Origin of the sequence: Corynebacterium sp. HMSC036D02, from assembly GCF_001836165.1 — a bacterium.
In the GTDB taxonomy this organism is placed as follows: Bacteria; Actinomycetota; Actinomycetes; order Mycobacteriales; family Mycobacteriaceae; genus Corynebacterium.
On sequence record NZ_KV827649.1, the window covers coordinates 75,622 to 101,627 of the forward strand.

The 26,006-nt window shown below is 59.7% G+C and carries 25 protein-coding genes; 3 read left to right on the forward strand and 22 right to left on the reverse strand.

Annotated elements, in window-relative coordinates:
• Nucleotides 1-55 precede the first annotated feature (55 nt).
• The 9 genes from HMPREF2743_RS01690 to ruvC all read right to left on the reverse strand — a co-directional run bounded on the left by HMPREF2743_RS01690 (nt 56) and on the right by ruvC (nt 10,494).
• A complete protein-coding gene (locus HMPREF2743_RS01690) occupies nt 56-2,353 on the reverse strand; it encodes a RelA/SpoT family protein (RefSeq protein ID WP_070527372.1) in 2,298 nt (765 codons plus the stop codon).
• Nucleotides 2,354-2,387: 34 nt separating this feature from the next.
• Complete coding sequence (locus HMPREF2743_RS01695) at nt 2,388-2,942, reverse strand: adenine phosphoribosyltransferase (RefSeq protein WP_070527368.1); 555 nt, start codon at nt 2,940-2,942, stop codon at nt 2,388-2,390.
• Nucleotides 2,939-4,552: an ABC transporter substrate-binding protein gene (locus HMPREF2743_RS01700; protein WP_070527365.1), complete on the reverse strand. Its 1,614-nt coding sequence runs from the start codon at nt 4,550-4,552 to the stop codon at nt 2,939-2,941. Before HMPREF2743_RS01700 ends, HMPREF2743_RS01695 begins: the two co-directional genes overlap by 4 nt.
• A 3-nt stretch (nt 4,553-4,555) precedes the next feature.
• Nucleotides 4,556-5,719, reverse strand: a complete 1,164-nt coding sequence (secF, locus tag HMPREF2743_RS01705; protein ID WP_070527362.1) for a protein translocase subunit SecF — start codon at nt 5,717-5,719, stop codon at nt 4,556-4,558.
• Between the two features lie 2 nt (nt 5,720-5,721).
• Nucleotides 5,722-7,515 (reverse strand): protein translocase subunit SecD, encoded by a 1,794-nt coding sequence (gene secD, locus HMPREF2743_RS01710; protein WP_210400238.1) that lies wholly within the window; start codon nt 7,513-7,515, stop codon nt 5,722-5,724.
• A 246-nt stretch (nt 7,516-7,761) separates the two neighbouring features.
• Nucleotides 7,762-8,094: a preprotein translocase subunit YajC gene (gene yajC, locus HMPREF2743_RS01715; RefSeq protein WP_070818076.1), complete on the reverse strand. Its 333-nt coding sequence runs from the start codon at nt 8,092-8,094 to the stop codon at nt 7,762-7,764.
• A 39-nt stretch (nt 8,095-8,133) separates the two neighbouring features.
• The gene (gene ruvB, locus HMPREF2743_RS01720) at nt 8,134-9,219 is read right to left on the reverse strand and encodes a Holliday junction branch migration DNA helicase RuvB (protein WP_070818096.1); all 1,086 of its coding nucleotides are present in this window, start codon (nt 9,217-9,219) and stop codon (nt 8,134-8,136) included.
• Nucleotides 9,220-9,234: 15 nt separating this feature from the next.
• Nucleotides 9,235-9,843, reverse strand: a complete 609-nt coding sequence (ruvA, locus tag HMPREF2743_RS01725) for a Holliday junction branch migration protein RuvA (protein WP_070818077.1) — start codon at nt 9,841-9,843, stop codon at nt 9,235-9,237.
• Nucleotides 9,844-9,882: 39 nt separating this feature from the next.
• The gene (gene ruvC / locus HMPREF2743_RS01730) at nt 9,883-10,494 is read right to left on the reverse strand and encodes a crossover junction endodeoxyribonuclease RuvC (protein WP_070744892.1); all 612 of its coding nucleotides are present in this window, start codon (nt 10,492-10,494) and stop codon (nt 9,883-9,885) included.
• 141 nt (nt 10,495-10,635) lie between these two features.
• Between ruvC and HMPREF2743_RS01735 the strand changes: the two genes are divergently transcribed.
• Nucleotides 10,636-11,331, forward strand: coding sequence for a nitroreductase (locus tag HMPREF2743_RS01735; protein ID WP_083276479.1), 696 nt, complete (start codon nt 10,636-10,638; stop codon nt 11,329-11,331).
• A gap of 5 nt (nt 11,332-11,336) precedes the next feature.
• Here HMPREF2743_RS01735 and HMPREF2743_RS01740 read toward each other — a convergent pair whose 3' ends face one another.
• Together HMPREF2743_RS01740 and HMPREF2743_RS01745 are read right to left on the reverse strand one after the other, a co-directional pair.
• A complete protein-coding gene (locus HMPREF2743_RS01740; protein WP_070446794.1) occupies nt 11,337-12,092 on the reverse strand; it encodes a YebC/PmpR family DNA-binding transcriptional regulator in 756 nt (251 codons plus the stop codon).
• Between the two features lie 104 nt (nt 12,093-12,196).
• Complete coding sequence (locus HMPREF2743_RS01745) at nt 12,197-13,063, reverse strand: acyl-CoA thioesterase (protein ID WP_070744771.1); 867 nt, start codon at nt 13,061-13,063, stop codon at nt 12,197-12,199.
• Between the two features lie 102 nt (nt 13,064-13,165).
• Here HMPREF2743_RS01745 and HMPREF2743_RS01750 point away from each other — a divergent pair, with 102 nt between their 5' ends.
• Together HMPREF2743_RS01750 and HMPREF2743_RS01755 are read left to right on the forward strand one after the other, a co-directional pair.
• Nucleotides 13,166-13,654 carry a DUF3817 domain-containing protein gene (locus HMPREF2743_RS01750; RefSeq protein ID WP_070744773.1) on the forward strand — a complete coding sequence of 163 codons (489 nt, stop codon included), beginning with the start codon at nt 13,166-13,168 and terminating at the stop codon, nt 13,652-13,654.
• Nucleotides 13,655-13,679: 25 nt separating this feature from the next.
• Complete coding sequence (locus tag HMPREF2743_RS01755; RefSeq protein WP_070818078.1) at nt 13,680-14,927, forward strand: DUF2029 domain-containing protein; 1,248 nt, start codon at nt 13,680-13,682, stop codon at nt 14,925-14,927.
• On the opposite strand, the gene HMPREF2743_RS01760 is transcribed toward HMPREF2743_RS01755, so the two are convergent.
• The 11 genes from HMPREF2743_RS01760 to HMPREF2743_RS12830 form a co-directional block, all read right to left on the reverse strand.
• A complete protein-coding gene (locus HMPREF2743_RS01760) occupies nt 14,908-15,366 on the reverse strand; it encodes a LemA family protein (RefSeq protein ID WP_070818079.1) in 459 nt (152 codons plus the stop codon). The genes HMPREF2743_RS01755 and HMPREF2743_RS01760 overlap by 20 nt on opposite strands.
• Entirely contained in the window at nt 15,367-16,467 is a 1,101-nt protein-coding gene (locus HMPREF2743_RS01765) for a glycosyltransferase family 4 protein (protein WP_070818080.1), read from the reverse strand.
• An 18-nt stretch (nt 16,468-16,485) separates the two neighbouring features.
• Entirely contained in the window at nt 16,486-17,388 is a 903-nt protein-coding gene (locus HMPREF2743_RS01770; RefSeq protein WP_070818081.1) for a phosphatidylinositol mannoside acyltransferase, read from the reverse strand.
• A 65-nt stretch (nt 17,389-17,453) separates the two neighbouring features.
• Nucleotides 17,454-18,089 carry a phosphatidylinositol phosphate synthase gene (gene pgsA, locus HMPREF2743_RS01775; protein ID WP_070527321.1) on the reverse strand — a complete coding sequence of 212 codons (636 nt, stop codon included), beginning with the start codon at nt 18,087-18,089 and terminating at the stop codon, nt 17,454-17,456.
• On the reverse strand, nt 18,082-18,660 hold the full coding sequence (locus HMPREF2743_RS01780) for an ATP adenylyltransferase (protein WP_070818082.1): 579 nt from the start codon (nt 18,658-18,660) through the stop codon (nt 18,082-18,084). The genes pgsA and HMPREF2743_RS01780 overlap by 8 nt, the downstream gene beginning before the upstream one ends.
• A 45-nt stretch (nt 18,661-18,705) precedes the next feature.
• Nucleotides 18,706-20,769, reverse strand: a complete 2,064-nt coding sequence (gene thrS, locus HMPREF2743_RS01785; protein ID WP_070527315.1) for a threonine--tRNA ligase — start codon at nt 20,767-20,769, stop codon at nt 18,706-18,708.
• A gap of 93 nt (nt 20,770-20,862) precedes the next feature.
• Nucleotides 20,863-22,134, reverse strand: coding sequence for a Dyp-type peroxidase (locus HMPREF2743_RS01790; RefSeq protein ID WP_070527311.1), 1,272 nt, complete (start codon nt 22,132-22,134; stop codon nt 20,863-20,865).
• A 66-nt stretch (nt 22,135-22,200) separates the two neighbouring features.
• The gene (locus HMPREF2743_RS01795; RefSeq protein ID WP_083321590.1) at nt 22,201-22,881 is read right to left on the reverse strand and encodes a copper chaperone PCu(A)C; all 681 of its coding nucleotides are present in this window, start codon (nt 22,879-22,881) and stop codon (nt 22,201-22,203) included.
• 76 nt (nt 22,882-22,957) lie between these two features.
• Nucleotides 22,958-23,545 (reverse strand): copper resistance CopC family protein, encoded by a 588-nt coding sequence (locus HMPREF2743_RS01800; protein WP_070527308.1) that lies wholly within the window; start codon nt 23,543-23,545, stop codon nt 22,958-22,960.
• Nucleotides 23,546-23,797: 252 nt separating this feature from the next.
• Nucleotides 23,798-25,303, reverse strand: a complete 1,506-nt coding sequence (locus HMPREF2743_RS01805; RefSeq protein ID WP_210398340.1) for a vWA domain-containing protein — start codon at nt 25,301-25,303, stop codon at nt 23,798-23,800.
• A gap of 61 nt (nt 25,304-25,364) precedes the next feature.
• Nucleotides 25,365-25,820 carry a VWA domain-containing protein gene (locus HMPREF2743_RS12830; protein ID WP_210398341.1) on the reverse strand — a complete coding sequence of 152 codons (456 nt, stop codon included), beginning with the start codon at nt 25,818-25,820 and terminating at the stop codon, nt 25,365-25,367.
• Between the last annotated feature and the right edge of the window lie 186 nt (nt 25,821-26,006).

The window sequence follows — 26,006 nt, forward strand, 5'->3', positions numbered from 1 at the left end:
TCACCCACGCGCAACCTTGAGTTCAGCCATGCACCCCCGAATCAGGGGTGGCGGCTTAGGCGGTGACGCGATAAACGTCGAAGACACCCTCCGTGTTGCGCAACGTTGTCATGAGCTGCCCCAACTGCTTGGTATCAGATACCGAGAAGGAAAAGCGCACGGTCGCGATGTGATCATCACCGCGATTGGACGTCATCGACAGCACGTTGAGGCTCTGCTCGCTGAAGATTCGCGTGAGCTCAAAAAGCAGGCCTTGGCGGTCGATCGCCTCCAATTGCAAGGTTGCGGCGAATGCGCCGGAAGACTTCGGTCCGCCGGCCCACTCGACCTGCATCATGCGCTCCGGCTCGGACTTCAACTTTTCGGCATTGGTGCAGTCCGCTCGATGGACAGACACACCACCGCCGCGGGTGACGAAACCAAAGATAGCGTCACCAGGCACCGGCTGGCAGCACTTCGCCAACTTGGCCATGACATCTGGGCTGCCCTCCACCAAGATTCCGGTACCGGCAGCGGAATCCTTCGTGTGCTGAGCGCGGGAGTTTTCCAGCTCGCTCAGTGGGGTACGCGAAGCCAAGGCATCGACGGCATCGTCTTGGTCCCCGAAAAGGGCCATGAGCTGGTTGGCAACGTGCTGTGCCGACACGTGGCCCGCGCCGATGGCGGTGTACAGCGCGTCCACATCTGGATAGTGCAGCTGCTCAGCCACCTGCTTCATCGAGCTGGCAGTGAACAGCCTGTGCATGGGCAAACCGCCACGTTGTACCTCAGCAGCCAAGGCATCGCGTCCGGCCTCGAGGTGCTCTTCACGGCGCTCCTTGGCAAACCACTGCCGCACCTTCGTCTTTGCCCGAGGTGATACGAGGAAGTCCTGCCAATCCCGCGAGGGACCAGCATTCGGATCCTTAGAGGTAAAGATCTCGACCTTATCGCCAGATTTCAGCTCCGATTCCAGGGCTACGAGCTTGCCGTTGACTTTGGCACCGATGCACCTATGCCCGACCTCAGTATGCACCGCATAGGCGAAGTCCACAGGGGTAGAACCGGCGGGCAGGTTAACCACGTCACCCTTGGGGGTAAAGGCAAAAATCTGCTTGGCCGTAAGGTCATAGCGCAGGGAATCCAAGAACTCGTTGGGGTCTGCAGCTTCCTTCTGCCAATCCAGCAGCTGACGCATCCACGCCATCTGGTCCACTTCTTCTTGGTGGCCCGAATTCTTGCCCTTAGTTTCCTTATAACGCCAGTGGGCGGCCACGCCAAACTCCGCGTTATAGTGCATCTCGTGCGTGCGCACCTGCACCTCAAGGGTGGACCCACCCGCTCCGATCACGGTGGTATGCAGTGATTGGTAGACGCCGAAGCGCGGCGAGGAAATATAGTCCTTAAAGCGCCCTGGAAGAGCTTGGTACAGCGAATGCACCACGCCAATGGCCGCGTAGCAGGAATTGATGTCATCGACGAGGATGCGAATTCCCACGAGGTCAAAAATTTCCGCGAAGTCACGGCCGCGCACGATCATCTTCTGGTAAATCGACCAATAGTGCTTCGGGCGCCCCATGACCTCGGCCTCAATGCCATTGGCCTTGAGGGCCTGGCCTACCTGGGCCTTAATTTCCTTCAGCGCTCGATCACGTGAGGGAGCACGATCCGCCACCATGCGCACGATTTCGTCGTACTTCTTTGGGTACAGGATGGCGAAGGCCAGATCCTCAAGCTCCCATTTGACGCTGGCCATTCCTAGGCGGTGAGCCAGCGGCGCAATGACATCGAGGGTCTGGCGTGCCTTCTTCGCTTGCTTCTCGGGTGGCAGGAAGCGCATGGTCCGCATGTTGTGCAGGCGGTCGCACACCTTGATGACGAGCACGCGCGGGTCGGTGGCCATGGCCACGATCATCTTGCGGATTGTTTCTGCTTCCGCGGCGGCACCGAGGGCGACCTTGTCGAGCTTCGTTACGCCGTCGACCAACCGGGCCACCTCGGGACCGAAGTCACGGGTAAGGTCCTCCAGCGAATAGTCAGTATCTTCCACCGTGTCGTGGAGCAAAGCCGCCGCGACAGTCGTGGTGTCCATACCAATTTCAGCCGCAATGGTCGCCACCGCCAACGGGTGCGTGATATAGGGCTCGCCGGACTTACGGAAAACGCCTTCGTGCAGGCGCTGTGCCGTGGTGTAGGCATTGTTGAGCAGCTCCGCGTCCGCCTTCGGATGAAATTCCCGGTGGATAGACATCAAAGGGTCCAGCGCCGGGTTAATCTTTACTCGGCCACCCGTCAGGGAGCGGGCCAAGCGGGCGGACATGCCGCGCACGCTGCCTGGCCGCCATGCAGTCTTGTCCTGCTTTTCAGTCGTCATGTCTGCCTCCGCGAAGTAGCTTAGGCATACAACCTTAGTCCTTCGACCCCATCTGGTTGAGCACAATCAGCGGAGAACCTTGCAGGCGCTCGCGGCCCTCAAGTCCTTGAACCTCTAAGACCACGACGTTGCCCACGACTTCAGCTCCAGCGGATTCCAAGAGCAAGGTGGCGCCGTGGAGTGTGCCGCCGGTGGCGAGGACGTCGTCGACAAGCACGATGCGCTTGCCCTTAATGTCAATGCTGCTATTGGGGATCTCCAGTGCTGCAGTGCCGTATTCCAGCTCGTACTCCTGGGTCAAGACGGGCGGCGGGAGCTTGCCCTTCTTGCGAATAGCCAAAATACCTAGTCCCAGCTTGTAGGCTACGGCTGAACCCAGCAGGAAACCGCGTGCATCGAGGCCACCGATCATGTCAGCGCCAAGCTCCTTGCAGGCCTCTGCCAAGCCATCGACAACCGCGGTGAAGGAATCAGCATCAGCCAACACCGGGGTCAGATCCTCGAAAAGAATTCCCTCCTCTGGGAAATCCTGGACAAGGCGCACCTTATCCTTCAAGGCTTGTGCTGCTGCGACGTAAATCTCGCTCACGACTCTTCCTTTGTTTCAGTTGCTGTTGTGGGGCTATAGCTCCAACGGTCGAGATTCCACCCGATACCCGCAAGGCCAGTGTAGGGCACCACGCCGGTGACAGCGCGGTCGACAATGAATGTGCGAGGCTGCGCGGCGATGGGAATAGAAGGCAGCTCCTCCCACAATTCCTGCTCCAGATTCCGCAGCGCCGCCGCGTGCTTCACGCTAGAGGACGGCGCGGAATGCTCACGCATCGGATCCACGGCGTCGAGGTAGACATCTATCTCCGGCAGCCCACTTGCAGGATCTGCGGCCAATTGCGCACGGGAAACCCGCTCACCGGAACGGTCCTCCACCGTGATTCCCGCCGGTTCGCACGCCGCGCGGAGCTCCTCCACCATCGCCTTATAACGCGGGTTAGGCGCGAGGTAACCCACTCCGATGGTGTAGCCGGATAGGCCGGATGCCGTTGCATTGTCTAGCGGAACGGTTGTCAGCGAGGACATCTGCGCCGCGACCGGATCATCATTGCGCACGGTACGGACTGTGACAGCAGGAACGTCCACGCCCGATTCCTTCGACGAGACCTGCGCCAAACGCTGTGCATCCACACAGGCCGCAAAGGCAGCGCGTGCCCACGGCTGGGAAAGAGTCCCAGCATCGGAGAATACTAAGGTGTCTGTCAGACTTCCCGCTACAGACGTCACCTCCACTGGCTTGCCCTCTGCATCCCGGTCGAACCACGACGGTGACGCGGTGGCGGCTTCGGCAACGCGGAGCTCATCTGAGGCGACAAACGCGGCGGCGTCTGCGCTTCTCGGAAGCATGAGGATTTCGCGCAGAGTCGGCTTATCGCCGTAATAGTTTTCGTTGGAGGTCAGCACGATAGCACCGTCATCCTCCACGCGTTCGATTTTATAAGGACCGAAGGAAACCTGTAACTCCGGGTCAAAGCGGCCTGGTTCCATAGAGAAACCATAGCGCCACGCCTCTGCTACCGGCTGCAAAGTCGCAACGTCCTGGGAATGCAGAGCTGCATTGAGTTCTTCGATGCTCATTTCGGCCCGCTTGGCCAACACGTGTGCTGGGACTACCGAACCCGGCCCAAACAAGTAGCGCCACCGCGAACCGGAATCGGGTGTAAACCATACGGTGAACTTCTTGCTATGGGGCGCGCATTCCACCTCCGTCACTTCCTCCATCAGTGGAAGGTGGGAACCGAAAGTCTCGCTCAACTGCCCGGCGGTAAAGGCCAAAAGGTAGTCGTCACAGGTCACGGGTTCGCCGTCGGCAAAACGCGCCTGCTCGGTAAGCGTAAAGTCCACGTGCGCCCCAGCGTTTTCCCCCTCGGCGGGGAAGAATTCAGCATCGGCGAGATCTGAATTAGGGACCATCTGCCCCGCCGGGCCCGGTACGTAGAGTGCCGGGAACACGCGGCTTGCCAGCTGGGCAGCACCCACCGCATCCCCCCACGCCGTGGCGGCATTGCTGGTGGCAATGGGGGCGTCGGCCAGCACCGCAAAGCGCGAAGGTGGTGTGTCTTTGTCAGTGCCGCCTTCCTGTGCCCCGCATCCGGTCACAGCAAGCGCTACGGCTGCAAGCAGCGCCGCGACTGATGGAATACGCACGGTTTAGCGCCCAGGGCGCCAGGACGCCCTACCAGACTCGTCGCTACGCGGCCCGGATTCGGTCTGCGTTACGGCTGGTGCGGAAGCTGCGGCCGGGGATGCCACGGTGCGCGTTGCCTTCGGCGCATCCTCACCCTCTGCTTCGGCGCTCCCACCCTCAGCACGGTAGGCAGCGACCACCTCGTTGTGCTTCTTGACACTCTTGCGCTGATTCGACAAGGTCACCAGCAACGTGGTGGCTAGGAAGATAGAGGAGAAGACACCTTCAATAACGCCAATGAACTGGACCAATGCCAGATCTCGCAAAGTACCAATGCCCATCAACCACACAGCGACGACGAACAGCGCGATGATAGGCAAGGCCGAAATCACGGAGGTCGAGATGGAACGCATCACGGTCTGGTTAACGGCCAAGTTAGTGAGCTCGGCGTAGGTCTTCCTGCGTTGGCCTTCCAGGCCCGTTGTATTCTCATCCACCTTGTCGAAGACAATGACGGAATCGTAGAGGGAGAAGGTCAGAACTGTCAGCAGACCGATGATGACGGCCGGGGACACCTCGAAGCCGAAGAGCGCGTAGATACCCGCGATGAAGACGCCGTCAAAGATGAGCGCGAGGATTGCGGCAAAGGCCATATCGCGCTGCAAGCGGACCGCCACATAAATGGTGGCCAGTACGAGGAAGACCGCCATGGCAACGACCATGCGTTGGGTGATCGACGAACCCCAGGATTCCGACACCGTCGAGGAGCCAATTGCATCCGGGCTCGGCTTGCCGTTGTCGTCCTTGACTTGGTACGTCTCAAAGATGGCCTGGCGGGCCTGGTTAACCTCCTCCTGCGATAGGCGCTCGGAGGTGATCTCCAGAGTCTCCGAGGAACCGGCACCCACAATCTGCACCAGCTCCGGAGTGACACCGGTGGCTTCAGTGAAGGTTTCTTCTACCTGTTCAGTAGAAAGATCGCCGGCAGGCATGTTGAGCTTCGTTCCGCCCTCAAAATCAAGAGACAGATTGAAGCCGCGAAGTACGATAGCCAGGATCGAGGCAATAAGCAGCACGCCGGCGATGGTGTACCAGGTCTTAGCCCGGCCCACGAAGTCAAATCCACTGCCGTCCACATAGAGACGGTCAAAACGGGAAATCTTGCGGTTAGTAGTTTCGACAGCCATGGTTACTTCTCCTCATCCGTAGCAGTAGCCACGAGTTTCTTGGCCGGTTTGGCATAAAAGCCGCGTTCACGGCGCTCCTCCACAAGGTTGTAAATACCGCCCAGGCCGTTCATGGACGGCTTGGCAAAGGCCGGGCGGCTACCAAGAAGCTGCATGAGCGGTGCCATGATCAGGAAGGATACGACGAGGTCGAAGATGGTGGTGAGGCCCATGGTGAAGGCGAAGCCCTTGACTGCGCCAATGGACAAGAAGTAGACCACCACGGAGCCAATGAGGGTCACGGCCTTACCGGTGACAATCGTGGCTCGCGAACGCTCCCAACCAGTGCGGGTGGCGGAGCGGAAGGTACGTCCGCTCAAGAGCTCATCCTTCATACGCTCGTAGTAAACCACGAAGGAGTCAGCCGTGGCGCCAATACCGATAACCAAGCCCGCCATGCCGGAAAGGTCAAGCGAGTAACCGATCCACCGGCCCAGCAGAACCAGTGCGCCATAAAGCAGGACGCAGGTTGCGCTGAGGACCAACAGGGCCACCGAAGACAGAGCACGGAAGTAGTAGATGGAATACAGCGAAACCAGAATGAGGCCCACGATGCCCGCGATGAGCGCTGCCTCAAGAGCTGCCTTACCCAGCGATGGCGGAACGGTTTCTACCGTGCCGCCCGGCTCGCCGTTAGCGCCGGTAAAGGACAGCGGGAGCGCACCATAACGGAGGTTATTGGCCAGGTTCTGGGCCTCCTCCTGCGTGAAGTCACCGGTGATGGAAGTAGCAGAACCAACCGGGGTCGCACCTTGGATCACCGGCGCGGAAATCACGGCGGAGTCAAGGGTGATAGCCACCTGCTTCTGCAGGTACTCCTGGGTCAGGGTGGCCCAGGTCTGCGAACCATTGGGCCCATCGCCGGTCTTGAAGGCGAAGTTAATCTCCATCTGTCCGGTCTGAGAATTCAGCCCGCCCTGAATCGGGGCGTTGTTATCAATCTCATTACCGGTCAGGCGAGTTCCGTGCGGATCGTCAATACCGTCCAGCAGCGGAGCCGGGTTAAGAATGTAGGGTTGCTGATTCGAGTAATCACAAGCCACCAAGGGCTTTGCGGGGTCGTCGGTACCTGCCAGCGGATCAGATTCCGCATCACAGGTCATCAGCCCCAGGGCTGCGGTCTGCACGGTAGGGTCTTCGGACTGGCGGTCCTTGAGCAGAACCTCAGTGACCTTGTCGCGGCGCTCAGTTTCCTCAAGGGAGTTCGCTGGGTCCGGAAGCGGCTTTTCGCTCACGGTCGGAGCCGGTGAATTGTCATCCTTCTCCTTGTCCTTCTGATCGCCGCCCTGGGCAGCGTCGGCACTCTGGTTGAGTGCTTCGTGGATGGAGGCCAGCGACTGGTTGGCATGCTCCGGGCTTACTACCCCGTACTTAACCCAGCGGTTAGCCATGTCCGTCATGGTCTTTTCAAGTTTGTCCATATCTGGCATTGGCTGCTCGCCCACTGGGCGGAACAACAGCTGGGAGGTTTGGCCCACGGCCTGCGCCTGGGAAGCATCTTCACCGGGAACGGTAATGACCAAGCTGTCGCCGCTGATGACGACCTCAGAGCCGGATACGCCCATGCCGTTCACGCGCTGCTCGAGGATGGTGCGCGCCTGCTGCAGCTGTTCCTGGGTGGGGTCTTCACCCTGTGGCACCAGGGTTACGCGGGTTCCGCCCTGCAGGTCAATGCCGAGCTTGGGGGTTGGTGATTTATCACCGGTCAAAAATATCAGCGCATAAACCACGATGACAATGAGCGCGAAGAGCGCCATCGCACGCTTGGGCCATTGCCGTTGACGGCTGCTAACGCCACCACGTTTCGAAGCGGACACAAAGATCTCCTGTGTTGTGAGGAACAGGGCTAAAAATCATAGGTCATGGCAGCTAACGCCGCGCACGCACTGGACGCCGCGGTGCCACCATGACTAAAGCACAGTCCACCATGGTACGTCATGGACCGTTGTTTTCCTTAACAGACTTAAGGTACGCGCCCGCACTGTGACGAGCGCAACGCAATCTTAGAGTTTCGGGAAGCGCTCGTCGCTCTCGTCCTCCGACTCCACCGGAGCATCCTCATTCATGCCGGCTTCTTCAGCGGAACGAACGATGGCCATCGTGTCGAAGGTCATCACGGTGCCGTCCTTCACCTGCAGATCAACCTGCTCCCCGCGAGCCTCGACGACGGTTCCGTGGAGGCCTCCGGCGGTAATCACGTCCTGGCCCGGCTGCAAAGACGACTGGAGTTTGTGCATCTGCGCCTGGCGCTTGCGCTGTGCGCGCATAGACATAAAGCTCGGCAGAATAACGAGGACGGCTAGGACTAGGAGGAGAATAAGTTGGGTTCCGTTCATAAAAGGCCAGTGTGCCAGACAGCCCAGCTTCTGGGCCAATTAGAAGAGCGCCCCGCCAACCGTCCCCTCGGGCGCTTCCAGTCCCAAGTGTTGCCATGCCGCCGCCGTGGCCACGCGGCCGCGGCCGGTTCGTGAGATCATGCCGGCACGCACGAGATAGGGCTCACAGACCTCCTCCACCGTCGATGGTTCCTCGCCCACCGCGATGGCTAGGGTATTCACTCCTACGGGGCCACCGCCGTGGCCTTTGATCAAAGCCCCGAGCACCGCGCGGTCAAGACGGTCCAATCCGCGCTCATCGACGTCGAAGACCCGCAGCGCTGCCTGGGCAGCTGCAACATTAATATGTCCATCCCCGTTGACTTCGGCATAGTCTCGGACTCGGCGCAAAAGCCGGTTGGCAATACGCGGAGTGCCACGCGAGCGGGAACCAATCTCTACCGCGGCATCCTGATCGATGTCCACCTCCAGAATCCGCGCTGCACGGCTAATTACCCGGGTGAGATCCTCAGTATCGTAATACTCCATCTGCGCGGTGAAACCGAAGCGATCACGCAACGGACCAGTCAGCATGCCCGCACGAGTTGTCGCTCCTACCAGTGTAAAAGGCGGGATTTCCAGCGGGATGGACGTCGCTCCTGGGCCTTTGCCCACGATGACATCGATGCGGAAATCCTCCATTGCCATGTAGAGCATTTCCTCAGCTGGGCGGGCGATGCGGTGAATTTCATCGATGAAGAGCACATCCCCCTCCATCAGATTCGACAACATCGCCGCTAGATCCCCGGCCCTCTCCAGCGCTGGGCCCGAGGTCATACGCAAGGAGCTTCCCAGCTCTTGGGCGATGATCATCGCCATGGTGGTCTTGCCCAGCCCAGGCGGGCCGGAGAGCAATACGTGGTCCGGGGTGACACCGCGGTTTTTCGCGCCATTGAGCACGAGCGATAGCTGCTCGCGCACCTTGGGTTGGCCAATGAATTCATCGAGGGACTTCGGGCGCAGCGAGCGCTCAATATCGTGCTCGCCCTGTTGCTCTGTGGCGTCCACATCCTGGTTACGCTGCGGGGGCGAGCTTAAATCCATCCCCTCCGGAAGCTTAAATTCAGTGCGTTCTACGTCTGACATGTCACCCACTCTCCCCTATTTCTTGGCGCCAAGCTGGCTCAGCGCTGCGCGCAGCACCACCGGCGTCGCCGCATCGGGTTGCTCTGCCGCCACGGATTCCACCACGGGGCGGGCCATTTTATCAGTAAAGCCCAACCCAATAAGAGCCTCAACGACATCCTCAACCACCGGCCCGGCGGCAGCCGGGGCAGCAGCCGAGAGATCCGCGCCTTCTGCCGGGGCGAAAGCCTTGACCTTATCTTTGAGCTCCAGAATCAACCGCTGTGCGACGCGTTTGCCCACTCCCGGGATTTTCTGCAAGCGTGCGGCCTCCTCCCCCGCAATCGCCTGTGCCAAATCGCCCGCGCTCATCACGGACAGAGCAGCTAGAGCCAGTTTTGGCCCCAGCCCAGAAACCGTTTGGAGGACGTGGAACATATCGCGGTCATCCTGACTGGTGAAGCCGTAAAGCGTCATCGAGTCTTCCTTTACCACGAGCGTGGTCATGATCCGCGTTTCCTCGCCACGCTGTAGGGTTCCCAGCATGGCCGGGGTGGCCAGGACCTTATAGCCCACGCCAGCGCATTCCAGCACGGCATGATCAAGCTGGATGTCTAGGACGGTTCCGCGCAAAGATGCAATCATTAATAGGGTTCCTTGGTGTGAGTGGTTGTGCCAGTTAGCTTAGGAGGTCGTCTTCGCCGCCCGGGAGACGGATGCGGTACGCGGCGAGGTGCCGCGTACTCCGCTCGTTCGTGCCCCGGCCCCGACGCCAGCGCTCGCATCACCACCGGTCATCCATGCCAGGGCTGGCGCACGCCAGCAGTGACACACGGCTAGGGCTAGGGCATCCGCAGCGTCGGCCGGCTTAGGCGCTTCACTGAGCCCCAAGATTCGAGTAATCATGGCAGTCATCTGCTTCTTATCAGCGCGCCCATTGCCCGAAATTGCTTTTTTGACTTCGGAAGGGGTGTACATGTGCACCGGAATATCCCGCTCTGCTGCGGCAAGGACCAATACCCCAACTGCGTGCGCGGTCTGCATCACGGTTGAGACTTGACCGCGTTCGAATACGCGCTCGAGGGCCACGACATCCGGCTTATAGTCATCCATCCATTCCCGGACTGCCACCGATAGTCGCTTCAGGCGCTCCCCTAAGTCCTTGTCGCTGGGGGTGCGGACGACCCCTACGGCGATGGGAATGACCCCACGCCCACAACCGGCTTGGACAACTGACAGACCGCAACGCGTCAGACCGGGATCAATGCCCATAACGCGCAACCCCTCCAAGTTCACGGCCGCCTCCTCGCCCTTGTTACACGCGCCCTTGTGAAGCGCTTGTTTATCTAGGAACAGTGTACACACATGTGTTCTAGTCTAGGCAGTCCCCCAAGCCGCTTACTCGCCTCTCCTACTGCGCGGCGTAGAGTGGCGCGCATGTCTCAACATCCTAATGACTATTCAGAGTTTATCCGTTCCCGCCATTCACCGCGCGCATTCCTTCCGGAGCCGCTCCCCGCTGATGTCATAAAGCAGGTGCTTATCGACGCCCGATCCGCCCCCTCCAATTCCAATACCCAACCATGGAATGTGCACCTCGTCGGCGGTACGGCACTGCAAGAACTAAGCGCTGCTCTCATATCCGAATTCGATAAGAACGGCATCAACCCAGACTTCACGATTGATTACGGTCAAGGCGTTCACCCGCAGCGCTCTCAGCAACTGGCAGCCAAAATGTATGGGCTCCTCGGCATTGCCCGTGAGGATAAAGAAGCCCGCACGGAATTTATCCGTGAAAACCTTCGCTTCTTCGGCGCCCCGCACACCGCGCTGCTTTTCATTCCCCCGATGGGTGACCGCATCCGTGCCGCTTTTGACCAAGGCACCTATGCGGAGAATTTTTTGCTCTCGCTCCAGGCGCACGGCTATCACGGCGTCCCGCAGGGCATGATTTCGCTGCTCGCCCCAACCGTCCGTGAGTTCCTGGGCGTGGACGAGGATTACAAACTCGTCACCGCCCTAACTTTCGGCGTAGCAGACCAGTCCAGCCCCGTGTTCAAGACTGCCCCGGGCCGCGCACCATTGTCAGAGACGGTGACTGCTCATGGCATGGAAGGCCTCGAGCTCGACTAGCCTTCTTAGTCCTCGTCCAGCTCGGCGAGGACCTCTTCGCTTAAGTCCATGTTGGTATAAACGTTCTGGACATCATCCGAATCCTCGAGAGCATCGATGAGGCGGAAGATCTTGCGGGCATCATCTGCCTGCAGCGGCACCTCAACGGAAGCACGGAAGTCGGTATCGGTGTCATCGACCTCGATATCGGCAGCAACGAGCGCCTCGCGCACGGCAGGAACATCGCCCGGTGCGCAGGTGATCTCAAACTTCTCGCCGTTGTCATTGACCTCTTCGGCGCCGGCCTCGAGGACGGCGAGAAGGATGTCATCTTCACTGAGTTCGCCCTTCTCCACCATAACCAGACCGGTGCGGGAGAACATATATGCCACGGAACCGGACTCGCCGAGGTTGCCGCCATTCTTAGACATCGCAGTGCGGACGTCCGTCGCCGCACGGTTACGGTTATCCGTCAGGCACTCGATGAGCATGGCCACGCCGTTCGGGCCATAGCCCTCGTACATCACGGTTTCCCAATCGGCACCACCAGCCTCTTCGCCGGAACCGCGCTTGCGGGCGCGCTCAATGTTGTCGTTGGGAACGGAGGCCTTCTTAGCCTTCTTGATCATGTCATCAAGGGTGGGGTTGGCTGCGGGGTCACCGCCGCCGGTGCGTGCTGCCACCTCGATATTCTTGATCAGCTTGGCAAATTCCTTGCCACGCTTGGCATCGTTCGCCGCCTTCTTGTGCTTCGTTGTTGCCCATTTAGAGTGGCCTGCCATGTCATCCCTTTCGATGTGGCTTAAAAGACTTGTGTGGAAACTGTTGTAATTATACGGCCTCACCGAGCCTCCACCAGCACAGGGGGCCGTGCCCCGCCTGCATCCTAGACGTTTTGCCAATTGCCATTGGCGCTGGAGCCATCACTATCCGGATGCAAGGTGCGCGTCAGCCCCTCCTGCATCGCCACGGCCAGTAGCTCGCCGCGCTGGTTGAAAATCTTTCCCTGGGCAAGTCCCGTACCGGATTGCGCTGACGGGCTGGACTGCGAATACAGCATCCATTCATCCACCCGGACCGGGCGCAAGAACCACAGCGAATGATCCAAGCTGGCTAGCTGAATCCTTTCGCCTTGGTGCGGGAGAAGCGCCGTGCGGATCAACGTCATGTCAGACATATACAACAACGCTGCCTGGTGGAGGGATTGGTCAGAGGTAGCACCAAGCAGGTCACCGGTGTTGCGGAACCAGATATTTCTAAACCCTGCCCCGGTGGTTTCGGCGGCGACAGCATCGCGCTCCGCGTCCGGAATGAGCCGCACGTCCCAGTCTTCCCATTCCTTCAAAATGATGCGGGTGTAGTATGGCGAGTCCTTAATGCTCTCCGGTGGCGGTACCTGTGGCATTGCGGCTTGATGCTCAGGGCCGATATCCCCAGTCGCGTGGAAACCGGCGCTGAGCATGAAAATCATGCGGTCCTTTTGGTAGACCCGCACGTGGCGATGAGCAAAAGAACGGCCATCCCTAATCCGCTCGACCTGGATGGTAGTGGGAACGCTGGAATCGCCCGGGCCCACGAAGTAGCAGTGCATAGAGTGCACTAGCTTCTCATCGACAGTAAGCTGCGCTGCCCGCAGCGCCTGCGCCATGGTTTGTCCGCCAAAGGTGCGTGTAATGAGCGAGGGAACCACAGGGCCGCGGAACTCGTCGTCACCGATCCGCTCGATATCGACCGCCTGGGCCACCGATGCCATGTTCTGCTCCCCTTTCCTTTCTGTTATGGCGCTCGCCACACTAACCCCGACCATCCTACTCACGTGCTGATCCGCTCTCGGGAGTTGCGTACTATATTCCGCATGACTTCAACCACCCCGCACAGCGTGCACCGTGTGGCCGCGTACCTGGAAATGTTCACGTGGGGCCTGCTGATCTTCTCCATGATCCTCAAGTACTCCGGCACGACCGAAGTACTCACCCCCATCGCGGGAGGTATCCACGGCTTCGGTTTCCTCTGTTTCCTGCTCATGACGGCGCTGGTCTGGATCAATAACCGGTGGTCACTTGGCGTGGGAATTCTGGGGTTGGCCGTAACCGTAATCCCTTTCGCGGCCTTGCCCTTTGCTGTATGGGTATCGCGGCGCGGACTCGTCGCCGGCCCGTGGCGGTTTAGCAATGACGATGACGCGGAGCCACACGGTGTCTTCGACACGATCTTGGCGCAGGCCATTCGCCATCCGGTGCGCACCGCGCTCATTGCGCTGCTCGTCGTAGCCGTAGTCTTCAGCGTTCTGCTCATGTTAGGGCCACCCGTCGACGTCGAGTCCGCCATTGAAAATAATCGCTAAGGCCCCAAGTATTTGGGCTGGCTGGGTGCTGGCACGCCTTTTCCTTATCTACCTACTCCTCAACGAGAAGGGTCCGCTCGGGGACGTTCGGTATTACCTCGAGGGTGTCTACGGCGCTAACCCCAGCGACATGACGGAATATCCCCAAGTCGGTACCTGGCCCAGCGTTCTGCTCGCGTGGCTTACCGGCTACGACTTTGAGCGCTATGCCATCGGCTTTACGGCAATGATGCTGCTTGCCGACGCCACCTTCCTCGCCCTCCTCCTTCGCCATCACCGCTCCACCCCAGGGGCGTATAGCGCCGGGTGGTTCTGGGTATTCTTCGGCACCGCGGCGGGACACGTATTCACGTGGCGGCTCGATCTCTACCCCGCCTTGCTGGTTGCTGGTGCGGGCGCACTTCTGGCCACCCGCCCGCGGCTTGCCTCGGTTCTGTTGGCTTGGGCCACCGCAGCGAAGCTGTGGCCTGGTGTCCTCGCTGCCGGGCTTGTCGGGCGCGCAACCTCCCGCGCTACGTGGCAGCGACTAGCCGCGTTCTTTGGAAGCCTCATTGCCCTTTGCATCGGCGTGGCAGCAATGACCAGCATGGACAGAGTTCTTTCCCCGTTGACTTATCAAGGAGAGCGCGGCCTCCAGATCGAATCTCTGGCCGCCACGTGGTTCGTGTACCAAGCTCATCGCCAGCCTGATGTGTGGACGATGGGATACGCGGCCTCGAAAAGCTATGAAATTTCCGGTCCTGGCGTCGACACGGCAATTGTTTTGAGCAGCATTGCCATGGGAGCAGCCCTCGTGTGGATCGTGGGAGTAGCACTCGTGCACTTTCTACGCGGGAATTGGAGTCCGCACTCCACCCTCGTCTTCTTCATCGCGGCGATCCTCCTTCTCATCGCGACGAACAAGGTCTTCTCCCCGCAGTACATCGTGTGGCTTGGGCCGATACTAGCGGTGACGCTCCGCTCCCCTATCCCCGCGCCACCTACAGCTTCGAAGAAGGTGGCCGCTGATATCAGAGGGATCCGTGCCATCATTGCGGTACTCGCCGTGGGAACCGCTGCCTTGGGAACCGTTATCTACCCCTATGGCTATAACTACATCTGGCTCCATGTGGGAGAAAACCCCAATCCGGTCTACGCGCTGTTATTGCGCAACCTGCTCATCCTGGCAATGACCGCTTTTGCCGTCTATTGGCACCTGCTTGAGTACCGCGTGGCACGAGCGAATCAGACGCGGGGTGACAGGCGCGGGAGAATCACACGTCAATCTGGCTAAGCTCAAAGTACTCCGGCAATTTTGCTGTTCCTCCCAGACGCAGCAGCTTGACCGCGGGACGCAGGCGCAGCGCGCGGGTATCGCTGACTGCCTCGTTGTAGAAGCGATGCGCTAGGTGGATGCGGCCCTCGGCGTCGGCAAGCACGGCCGGACGTGACTCAAAGCGCTGCGCAATAGCCGCCGAGAGCTCCCGTTCCCGGGTGGCTCTTTCATCGAAATGCCCTTGCGCAAGCTCCGTTGACTCTGCACGCGCCGCGATGACCTCAAGCTCAGGAGCCAAGGCACTTATCACTGCTGCGCGGCGATCCAGAGTGGCTTCAAGCTGCGCCAAAGCTGCATCGGTGCGGATGTGGAGCGAGTTGAGCCGCTGCGCCGTGTACAGCGCCCACATACCGAGTACGAGGAGCACAGCGAGGGCGATAACTATCTCGATAGCCATTTATGACACCCGAACCTTCGTGCCATCCGCCACGGTCTCGTATACCTGCATGACAGCTGCGGCCACATGATCCCAGTCGTATTCGCGAGCACGCTCCACCCCCACCTTAATCAAGGCCTGCCGCTTGTCGGAATGGGTCACCAAATCCTCCAACACCCGCGCTAAGTCCGTAGCATCCCCGTTCTTGAATAAGGCACCCGCGGGTTCCTCCGAGTCTGCGTTGCACACCGCAGCGAAAGCCTCCAGGTCCGAAGCCACCACTGCGCATCCAGCGGCCATTGCCTCAACAAGAACAATGCCGAAGCTTTCGCCGCCTGTATTGGGAGCCACATAAATATCAGCGCGCCCCAAAATGGCCGCCTTCTCGGCATCGCTGACACGCCCCACGAAGTCAACCCCCGGAACACGTCGCGGGTGTCCCCCGCCCATAACCGTCACCCGGACCGGCTGCGGGAGCAGCGTGAGTGCCTCAAGAAGAATGTCCAGGCCTTTTCGCGGCTCATCGAGGCGGCCCAAGAACACAATCTCAATTTCTGAATTATTCTCTTTATGCTCAGCGCAGGCACGCTCGCGCGCATAGACAGAGGTGTCGACCCCATTGGGGATGAGCACAGGGTCCCCTCCCAACTGCTCAACCTGCCAGCGGCGCGCCATCTCTGAAACCGCAATACCTCCCCGAACCTTTTCCAAGTACGGGCGGAGGAAAGGCTTAGCCAGGGTCAATACCAGAGAGCTCGAGGCCGAAGCATGGTACGTCGCCACGATGGGCCCGCGCACCACAGCCAGAGCAGCCATGGAATAACTTGGGGAGTTGGGTTCATGAATATGGAGGATGTCGAAATCCCCCTCGCGGATGAAGCGCTTGATATTTCGGTGCACGTGCGGGCCAATGGCAAGACGAGCCACGGAACCGTTATAGGTAATCGGCACCGCCCAGCCGCCCTTGCGAACAAAGCTGGGGACCTGCGTGCTTGTCGACGCCGGCCCCAGTACCTCCACATGGTGCCCTTGTTCAATAAACACGGTCGCTAAGTCAAGGATGTGGGCCTGAACCCCACCAGGTTCGTCGAAGGAATAGGGGCAGATAATACCTATGCGCATGGTCTGTGTTCTGCCTTTCTACTTCTTCTGGCGGGAAGCGCGCCGGCGTTCTACGTCGGCGTTCCAGTGTGGCTGCAACATGTGCCAGTCTTCTGGATGTGTCCTGATGTTCTCCACAAAGCCATCCGCGAGGCGCTGGCACGTCTCCTGCAGATCAGTGACCTCCACTTCGGGGCTGACGGACAACCCCCAACCCTTACCGTCAAACCACGAGTGCACGACGTGGAGTGCAGCTCCTGTCTCGATGGCCAGCTGGGCGGGGCCGGCGGCAACATTAGCTTCTTCGCCCATGAAGTCTACCGTCACGCCGGTGCGCGTGAGGTCCCGCTCGGACAACAAACACACCACCCCACCGCGTTCCAGCGTGTCCTTCAGACGCGGGTAAGGAGAAGAACTGCCACCGGTCAGTGGCAGGACAGTGAAGCCAAGGCTCTCGCGGTAGTCCACGAAGGCGTCGAAAAGCACTTCTGGCTTCAAGCGCTCAGCCACCGTAGTGAAACCACCATAGTGCCCCACGCAGAAGACACCCGCCATGTCCCAGTTGCCTGAATGCGGAAGCGCGAAAATCACCCCGCGCCCGGAAGCCACGGAGGCATCGGCGTGTTCCTTGCCGCGCAGGCCCGCCAATAGACGCCTCTGCAGATCAGGGTCCGAATGGATGGCAGGCAGACGGAAAGCCTCGAGCCAGTAGCGCATATAGGAGCGCATCGAATCCCGGACCAGTTCCCGCGTGACATTCTCCGCCCCCACCACCCTGCTCAGGTTCTGGCGCAGCTGTTCCATGCCTTGGCCGTTATCACTTGCCAGATCCGCACCGCGTTCAAACAGCCAAGCAGCCAGCGGCTGGGGAAGGAAGCGCACAACCTTCCAGCACGCGATGTATGCGGCGGCGGTCAGCCGGTCACGGTCCAGTAGAGCCACGGTTCGGGAGCCTTTCTGTGTGGGCCGGGGGCGCGATACCTTCCGGGGTGGAAGAGGGTGTCGGGCTAAAGGTGCTTCAGATCCTTCTTGAAACGCGCTTTAGTGTCCTGACGCGCTGCTTGGCGCATCCGCTGGTAGATGGTGAAGGCAGAGCCCACGGCCAGCAGCCACAGGGCAACCTCGAGTGCATAAGGCACGCCCAAGCCTTCCAGGCCCACGCCGCCGAGGCCCAAGATGAGCCGCTCGGGGCGCTCGACGAGTCCGCCAACCATCTTAAAACCGGAGGCTTCTCCGCGCGCCTTGACATAGGAGATGACCTGGGAACTCACGAGCACCATCATGCAGGCAGCGAAGTTGAGAGGGTGGGCGTTATCGACGTACACCATCCAATAGGCGATCGCCGCGAACAAAGCGCCGTCGGTAATGCGATCGCAGGAGGCATCGAGTGTCGCGCCGAAGTTGGATCCGCCGGTGGTCAGGCGCGCCATGGTGCCGTCAAGCATGTCGAAAGCGGCGAAGAGTCCCGACAGCAGAGCAGCCGCAAAGAGGTGATCAAGCGGGATCAGGATAACCGAAATAGCAATCGTGACGATCGTGCCCACGACGGTAACGACATTGGGTGTCAGCCCCATCTTCAGGAAGAGTTTGGCCACTGGGACCACAACCACGGCGGCGGGTTTGCGCCCATGAACACTAAGCATGCGCTTCTCCTGAAATAATTCCTTCGGCGGCGAGCTCCACCCACCCCTGCGCCAACAGGGAGCGGGTGTCTTTGAGGAGCTGCGGCAGCACTTTGACGCCGTCCACGATAGTCATGAAGTTTGAATCTCCGCTCCAGCGCGGAACGATGTGCATGTGGAGGTGCTGCCCCACCGAGCCGCCCGAGGCGCGTCCCAAGTTAAAGCCAGCATTGACGGCATCGGGGCCGGAGACCTTCTTAAGGACGCGGATGGCGGCCTGCGCAAACTGGAAGAGCTCGCGAGATTCTTGCTCGGTGAGGTTTTCCAGCTCAGATTCTTGGCGGTATGGGATCACCATCATGTGCCCTGCGTTATAGGGATAGAGGTTGAGAACACAGTAGACAAGCTCGCCGCGGGCAACGATGAGCCCGTCCTCGTCCGACATCTGTGGAATCTCCACGAACGGATTATGGGCTTTCTTCGGCACGTCGCCGGCGCCGCCCTCACGCTTGATGTAGCTCATGCGGTACGGCGCCCACAGGCGCTCTAAGCGGTCGGGGGTTCCCAGGCCGGTATCGACGTACTCTCCCACTCTTAGTGTTCTCCCTTTCTAGCCTCTGCCTAGATGCACATGCATCTAGACGCGCTCGGCGATGCTGTCCTTCGTCGGTTGCTCGTTGTTGCGCTCACGAACCCATGCTTCGATAACATTGATTGCCGCTTCGACCGGTACACCGTTGACCTGGGTTCCGTCGAGGAAGCGGAAGGAGACCGCACCTGCTTCGACGTCGCGCTCACCGGCCAGGAGCATGAATGGCACCTTGCCGGTGGTGTGGTTGCGGATCTTCTTTTGCATGCGGTCATCAGAGGTATCCACGTCAGCGCGCAGGCCGCGTGCGCGCAGCTGTGCACAGACTTCCTCAAGGTGCGGGGCGAAGGTATCGGCGACCGGGATTCCCACCACCTGATGCGGTGCCAGCCATGCCGGGAAGGCGCCGGCGTAGTGCTCCAGTAGCACACCGAAGAAACGCTCGATGGAACCGAAAAGTGCGCGGTGAATCATGATCGGGCGCTGCTTGGAGCCATCCGACGCGGTGTACTCAAGCTCGAAGCGCTCCGGCAGGTTGAAGTCCAGCTGCACGGTGGACATCTGCCAGGTACGGCCGATGGCATCGCGAGCCTGAACGGAAATCTTCGGGCCGTAGAATGCTGCACCCGCTGGATCCGGGACCAGCTCGAGGCCGGACTTCTCCGCAACCGACTGCAAGATAGCCGTCGAGCGCTCCCAGATCTCATCCGAGCCAACGTACTTGTTCGGGTCCTTAGTGGACAGCTCGAGGTAGAAGTCATCCAGGCCGTAGTCCTTGAGCAAGGAAATGATGAACTCCAGAACCTTGGTCAGCTCTTCTTCGAGCTGCTCCGGGGTGCAGTAAATGTGGGAGTCATCCTGGGTAAAGCCGCGGGCGCGGGTCAGGCCGTGGATAACGCCGGACTTCTCGTAGCGGTAGACCGTCCCGAACTCGAAGAGGCGCAGCGGCAGCTCGCGGTAAGAGCGGCCACGGGAAGCGAAGATGAGGTTGTGCATTGGGCAGTTCATCGGCTTGGCGTAGTAGTCCTGCGGCTGCTTGGTGCAGTTGCCGTCCTCATCCCACTCACCGTCGAGCTGCATCGGCGGGAACATACCATCCGCGTAGAAGTCCAAGTGACCAGACTTCTTGAACAGGTCGCCCTTGGTCAGGTGCGGGGTGGACACGAAGGAGTAGCCGTCCGCAATGTGGCGGCGGCGGGAGTGCTCCTCCATCTCCATGCGCACCGTGGCGCCATTGGGGTGGAACACCGGGAAACCAGAGCCAATCTCATCCGGGAAGGAGAACAGGTCCAGCTCAGCGCCCAAGCGGCGGTGGTCGCGCTTCTCAGCTTCTTCGACCATGGTCTTGTAGGACTCCAGGGCCTCCTTGGACTCGAAGGCGGTGCCGTAGATACGCTGCAGACCAGCCTTGGACTGGTCACCGCGCCAGTAGGCGGCAGAAGAACGCGTCAGGGCAAATGCTGGAATGTACTTGGTGGTCGGAACGTGCGGGCCGCGGCACAGATCGAACCACTCGACCTCGCCGGTGCGCGGGTTGACGTTGTCGTAGTGAGTCAGATCCCCGGCACCCACCTCAGCGGCCTCGTCGGAATCAGGGTCCACGTTGCCCTTGTCCTGGACCAGCTCGAGCTTAAACGGCTCGGCAGCAAGCGCCTGCTCTGCTTCCTCCGGGGAGGAGTAGACGTGGCGCTCAAATCGCTGGCCGCCCTTGATGATCTTCTTCATGCGCTTCTCAATGGCCTTCAGGTCCTCTGGGGTGAAGGGCTCAGCGGTCTGGAAGTCGAAGTAAAAGCCGTTCTCGATGGCCGGGCCAATACCCAGCTTGGTACCGGGGAATTCCGCCTGCACGGCCTGGGCCATGACGTGTCCGCAGGAGTGGCGGATAACGGCGCGGCCATCTTCCTCGCAGGCAGCAACCGGAGTGAACTCGGCGTCAGTGTCCGGCGTGTGGGAAAGGTCGTAGAGAGTACCGTCGGCGCCGCGGACGACGACTACTGCTTCGGGGCCCTTGTTGGGCAGCTCATGCTCGCGCATCGCTGCTCCCACGGCAGTACCGGCCGGGACCGTGATTGGTTCGTAGTTCACCGGGACTGCTGGAATCATTTCCGCCATGACTTGGTGCGCTCCTTTGCGCTCACGCGCCACTCGACATACCTGGCCGAGCAGCACTCAACGAGAAAGTTACAGCGGCTTAGTCTACCCCTCTTAACTGCGGATGAGCGATTCGCCCCAGAAGGTTTCATCCTCAGTTCCGGCCGGCATGTAGTAGACGGCCGAACCAATGTGGGTAATCCACTCGTTGAGACGATCCGCTTCATCAAGACGTGCCTGAATGGGCTCAAACTGGGCCGTTGGATCCTTCTGGTAGCAGATGAAGATCAATCCAGCGTTACTGAGCTCTCCGCGCTTGGTGGTCTCCGGAGTCGGCGGCAGGTTGTAGTTATACGGGCGACGCAGAAGCTTTTGCTCCGGATGCTCTGCCGGCGGATGCGCTCTGGCGACATGCGAGTTTTCATCAATAGCTTTGAGCCCAAACTCGTTTCGCGCATCCAGATCCACCGGGTCAAACTCGTCCTTAGCGCCTATAGGAGCTCCGGTATCAAGCGTGCGTCCAGTCGAGTTTTCGCGTGCCGCGCGATCAAGCTGCTCCCATGTGTCCAGGTTCATGTGGATGCGGCGCACCACCATGGCGCTGCCGCCAGCGAAGGGGCCTTCTTCGATCCACACTTGCTCGTTGAAGTCTTCATCGCTTCGGGGATTGACCGTTCCGTCCTTTTGCCCGAAGAGGTTGCGCGGAGTAACACCCTTCGGTGCAGAACCATAGGCATGGCTGAATCCCTGCTGGATCCAGGCAACTTCAGCATAATCTTTGCCCGCGCGGGTCATATGCCGCATCACGAAGGCAGCAGTGAAAGGATCATCGCTGCAGATCTGCAGGACGATATCCGTCTGGCCCCATTCCGGGCGGAGGTCATCGTGGTCAAAAGGCTGGATATCGCGCAGCCAGCTGGGCTTGGCGACGTCCACCGTGTCGAAAAATCCCTCTCCCCAACCGCACGTAATGGTGAGGTTTGCTGGGGTGGTAGACAATTCGGGTTCGAGGCTGCCCAACGGGTTCTCACCGGTGCACAGGCGGCGGGCATCTTCCGTCCACAGGCGCATGAGCGCGGCCGCGCCGCGAGCGGTGGTCCCCTTTTTCAGGTTAAAGCCCACCAGTTCCACGTGCGCCTGGACTGGAGTTTGGATGCCCGCTTGGTGCTTGCCGTCGAAGGCGACGATATCGCCACCCATGGTCTCCTCGCGGCTTTCCGGGCCGGTGCTTCCGGCGTCACCAGCCTGCGCTGCGCGGGAGGCATCCGCAGATGCCTGTCCAGGTTCATCCCCTTTCGCACAGCTTGCAAGCGCTACCGCGCTTGCCGCCACAGCACTTCCGGCGAGCAATCCACGCCGACTGACAGGTTCCACGAACCCGCTCATCTTTGATTTCTCCCTATCTCGTGAGAACCGATTTCTTGCCTACCTTGGCCCGGAACACGCTGGTTTCTAGTGCGCGTGCTCTTCCTTCTTCATGTCAGACATGTCTGCGGACTCCGAATGGTCCATGTGCTCTGCATGGTCCATGGATCCGTGGTCCATATCGCCGTGGTTCATGTGACCCATATCGCCGTAGTCTTCATCGCCGGCACCAATGGTGCGCACCGGGATGTCACCGAGCTCGATCGTGGAACCGTCGGCAAGCTCCAGTGTAAGGGTGGCAGTCTCGCCGGCCATAACAGGCTCGGTCACTCCCATCAACATGAAGTGGAAACCGCCCGGCGCGAGCTCGAGGGATTCGCCGGCAGGAATATCGAAGCCGCCTTCCTTCTCCTGCATGACGCCATCGACAACCTCATGGATCTCGTAGTGCTTCGCCTTCACCGAAGAGCTGAAGCCAACCACGTTGATGTCCTTGTCCGTGTCGTTGTGGAGAGTGCCGAAGATAGCGGTCATATCGGAGTCCTTCTTCATAGCGCGCACAACAGCATCCTCGAAAGTTACGCCAGACTCAGCGGAGGAAGAAGCCGAAGCACTGGTCTCTGCATCCTTGTCCTTCTCAGCGCTGGTTGCAGCGCTCGACGGAGCTGCGGCGGAATCCTCTTCGCTCGGGGAGCAAGCCGCCAAGGTCAGGCTACCAGCCGCGAGAGCCGCCAGGGAGACTCGGAGGAAAGAACGGGTATTCAGCATGGAACATGCCTTTCTGCAGTAACAGTAGTTAAGGAAAGTGCGGATTGACCCTCGCCTCATCGGAGGCGGGTGGTGTTTAGTCTTCTGAGCCTTCTCCACCTGCGCGGCGGGTCTTTGCTCCGAAGGCAAAGAGCGCTGCGCCGACGACGAGAACCGCTCCTACGCCAATGATCCATTTGGCCGCGGTGGGCAAGGAACTCAACGGATCCTGAGACTCCTGTGCCTCTTCGCCTTCCTGGGAGCCATCGGCCGAAGCATCTGCGGCCTCATTCCCGCCGGCCCCAGAGCCCACGCTAAACGGCACGGAACCGAGCGTGGAGTGACCATCGGAGGAGGTAATGCGGAAACCTACCTGGTATTCACCATCACCAGGTTCAATGTCCTGAGGAACCTCAACAGTGAGATTGCGGCCATCAATGGTTGGGGTGGCGTCAAAAAGCACCTCGCCGCTTGACTTATCGCTCACGGCAAAAGTATTGAAGTCATCCCGGGGAATACCAGAGAACTCCAGCGTGATTTCGCGGGGGAATTCCTCCAGCGGTGCGTCACCCACCACGTTTCCGCCAATGACTGAGTCATGTGCCACCGCTAGCGGCGCGGACAACCCAATCGCAAGGCCCGCGGCCCCAGCGGCAATTCCCGTAGTGACCTGACGCAGCTGCATTTCCCGGACTACTCCTTGATGGTCTGATGAAACTTTTGATTGAAGGTTCCCTCATCCTATCGCCGGGAGGGATCCTCGAGCCAATCCTTACCCCGCACGGAATGTGCGAGGTTAACAACTAGTCGCTGCGACGAGGAGGAAAGTTCCCCGCCGCAGCGAATCTTGTTGAAAAATGTTTCATCGCGAGCGTTTGCTGCGAGTTTTACCTTCCACGACCTCGGAGAAGAAATACCAGAAGGACAATGAGAGCAATCAAGAAGATAAGGCCCGCCGCCCCAGTACGTATAGAAGCCCCCTCATCGTCTTACCGGACTTGTCATCGGCACCGCGACCTTGCTCCTTCGCATCCGTCTTGATTCCGTCCAAAGGGCGAGACTCTTCGGTTTTGTCCCTGACTGGCTCGTACTTCGGCCCCTGAATAGGATCACCCAACACTTTGGACGTGAGGTAATACTTCATGGTGGCACGCTTATCAGTGAGGTTGTCGCCGCTCTCCCCTAAATCATCCCCCTTGCCCGCTCCTAGCGTCACCACGATGTAGTAGTCCCCCTCCAACCAGTTCGCGTTGCCATAAGAGGGTGCGGCATCCGAGCTGAAGCGGTTGGTAAAAGCAGTAGGGCTTGCTGCCGAAGCCGATCCCTCATCCCCCTCATTGGGCCAGATCAAAAACTCATGCTCTCCAGCTTTCTCACGAACTGGATTGAGAATAGACACATCGAGGCCTGAGTACTGGAGAGCCTTCTCATCCGAAACCTCTCCAGCTCTAATTGCGGCAGCCAACTGCTGCCCTTCCTTCATGGGGACCTTGTAGACGTGCGCTTCGCCCTGAACAATGTCGGTTTCGATGGTCTGACCGCTACGAAGCTCCGTGGCATTGTCAAACCAGTTTCCGGGAGCCATCTGTTCAGCACCGTTGGCGTTGGCATGGAGTTCGCCGTCCAGCTCGCTGCTAAGACCACTTACAAGCTCGTCAATGTTGGATACTGGGTCAACACGGTGAAGCAGGATCTCCACGTCGATAGGTTCATCGGCCTTGTACTGGCCTGCGCGCATCGCCGTCAAGACTAAGTCGCCCTGGCAATTCTTGGAACCGATTTCGTAGGTATACGCGCTAGTGTTTGGCAAGGCCTCAGATACAGAGCCGGTGTCCGCACTGTCCCAGTCAGCTGTGCAATCATCTGCGCCTTCGTCACCACCATGCGTACCCGTTGGCGGTTCCCTACCATCGCCGAAAAACGTCTTCAAAAACAGGTCGTTCGGTGTTCCCACTGCACCTTCGAGTGTCTTGTACATCGTCGCCACATAGCGCTCACCCGGCTTGACGGGGATAGACCATGACTCAGCATGGAAATCGGTACGAGACTCCTTGCCAGCATTCGGCGGGGCATCCAACTCGGCGCGAAAGATGAAGTCCTCTCCTGACTCCCAACGCGGCAGCTCCGTTGGCTGTGAGATATCTTTGCTACCTTCAATGTGTTCGACATCGGATTGGTAGATGTCCGCGGCGCGTCCAGCGGCCTTCTTAATCATTGACGCCAGTGAGTCTGCATCATCGGCGTCGAGATATTCGCCGCCTGCGGCGTCTGCAATGCAGGTAAGCTCCTTGCGGGCTTCCTCATCGACGTTAAAGCCAATGGTGTTGATGACTAGGTCAATGCCCTGCTCGTGGAGTTCCTTGGCCACCTCACATACTGGCGGCGGCGCGCAGGTATCGATTCCATCAGAGACAAGCACAATGGTGCCGTGCTGACCGCCCAATCCCTCGGCGGCCTTCTTCAGGGAATCACCAATCGGGGTATAGCCCTTCGCCTGGAGTGCATCAATTAGGACCCGTGAAGGAGTCCCCTACGTCCTCTTTAGGACCGCTGACCACGTGGATGTCCTGGCACCCTGCTTCTTGGTTCTCTGGTGCCTCGTCGACCGTACCGCCATAGGTAACGAGTCCCAGTGGAATGGTGCCACCGAGTTCAGATACGAATTTCTTCGTTGCGTCTTTCGCCGCGTCGAGACGAGTCTGCCCGCCAGCGTCTTGCACATTCATCGAGCCAGAGGAGTCGAGGACAAGCATCGTTGCACCACTCTGGGAATCGGCGGCACCCCCATTGGGGACGGCTTCAGAGCTCGGCTCGGCACTGGAAGTCACCCCTGTGGGATTCTGTGCAAAAGCTGGCACCGACGCCGGGCTGAGAAACGCGATGACAAGCACTGCGAGAATAGCAAAGACCCCGCGTAACAGGCCCTGCGGGGAAGACAAAGGTGGAGAAATGGCTTTCATGATGTCTGCTTTCTTGAGACGGCAAGACTGTGAGAAACATCATAAACAGCCGGCTGGCGGTTCTCTCGTCGACGGGGAAGAGCCCCCTCCGCCGGCCTTGGAAGTCGTAATACAGAAAACCAAAAGTACCCCTCCAAACTGGAGGGGCACTCAATGTGGAGCGGATGACGAGACTCGAACTCGCGA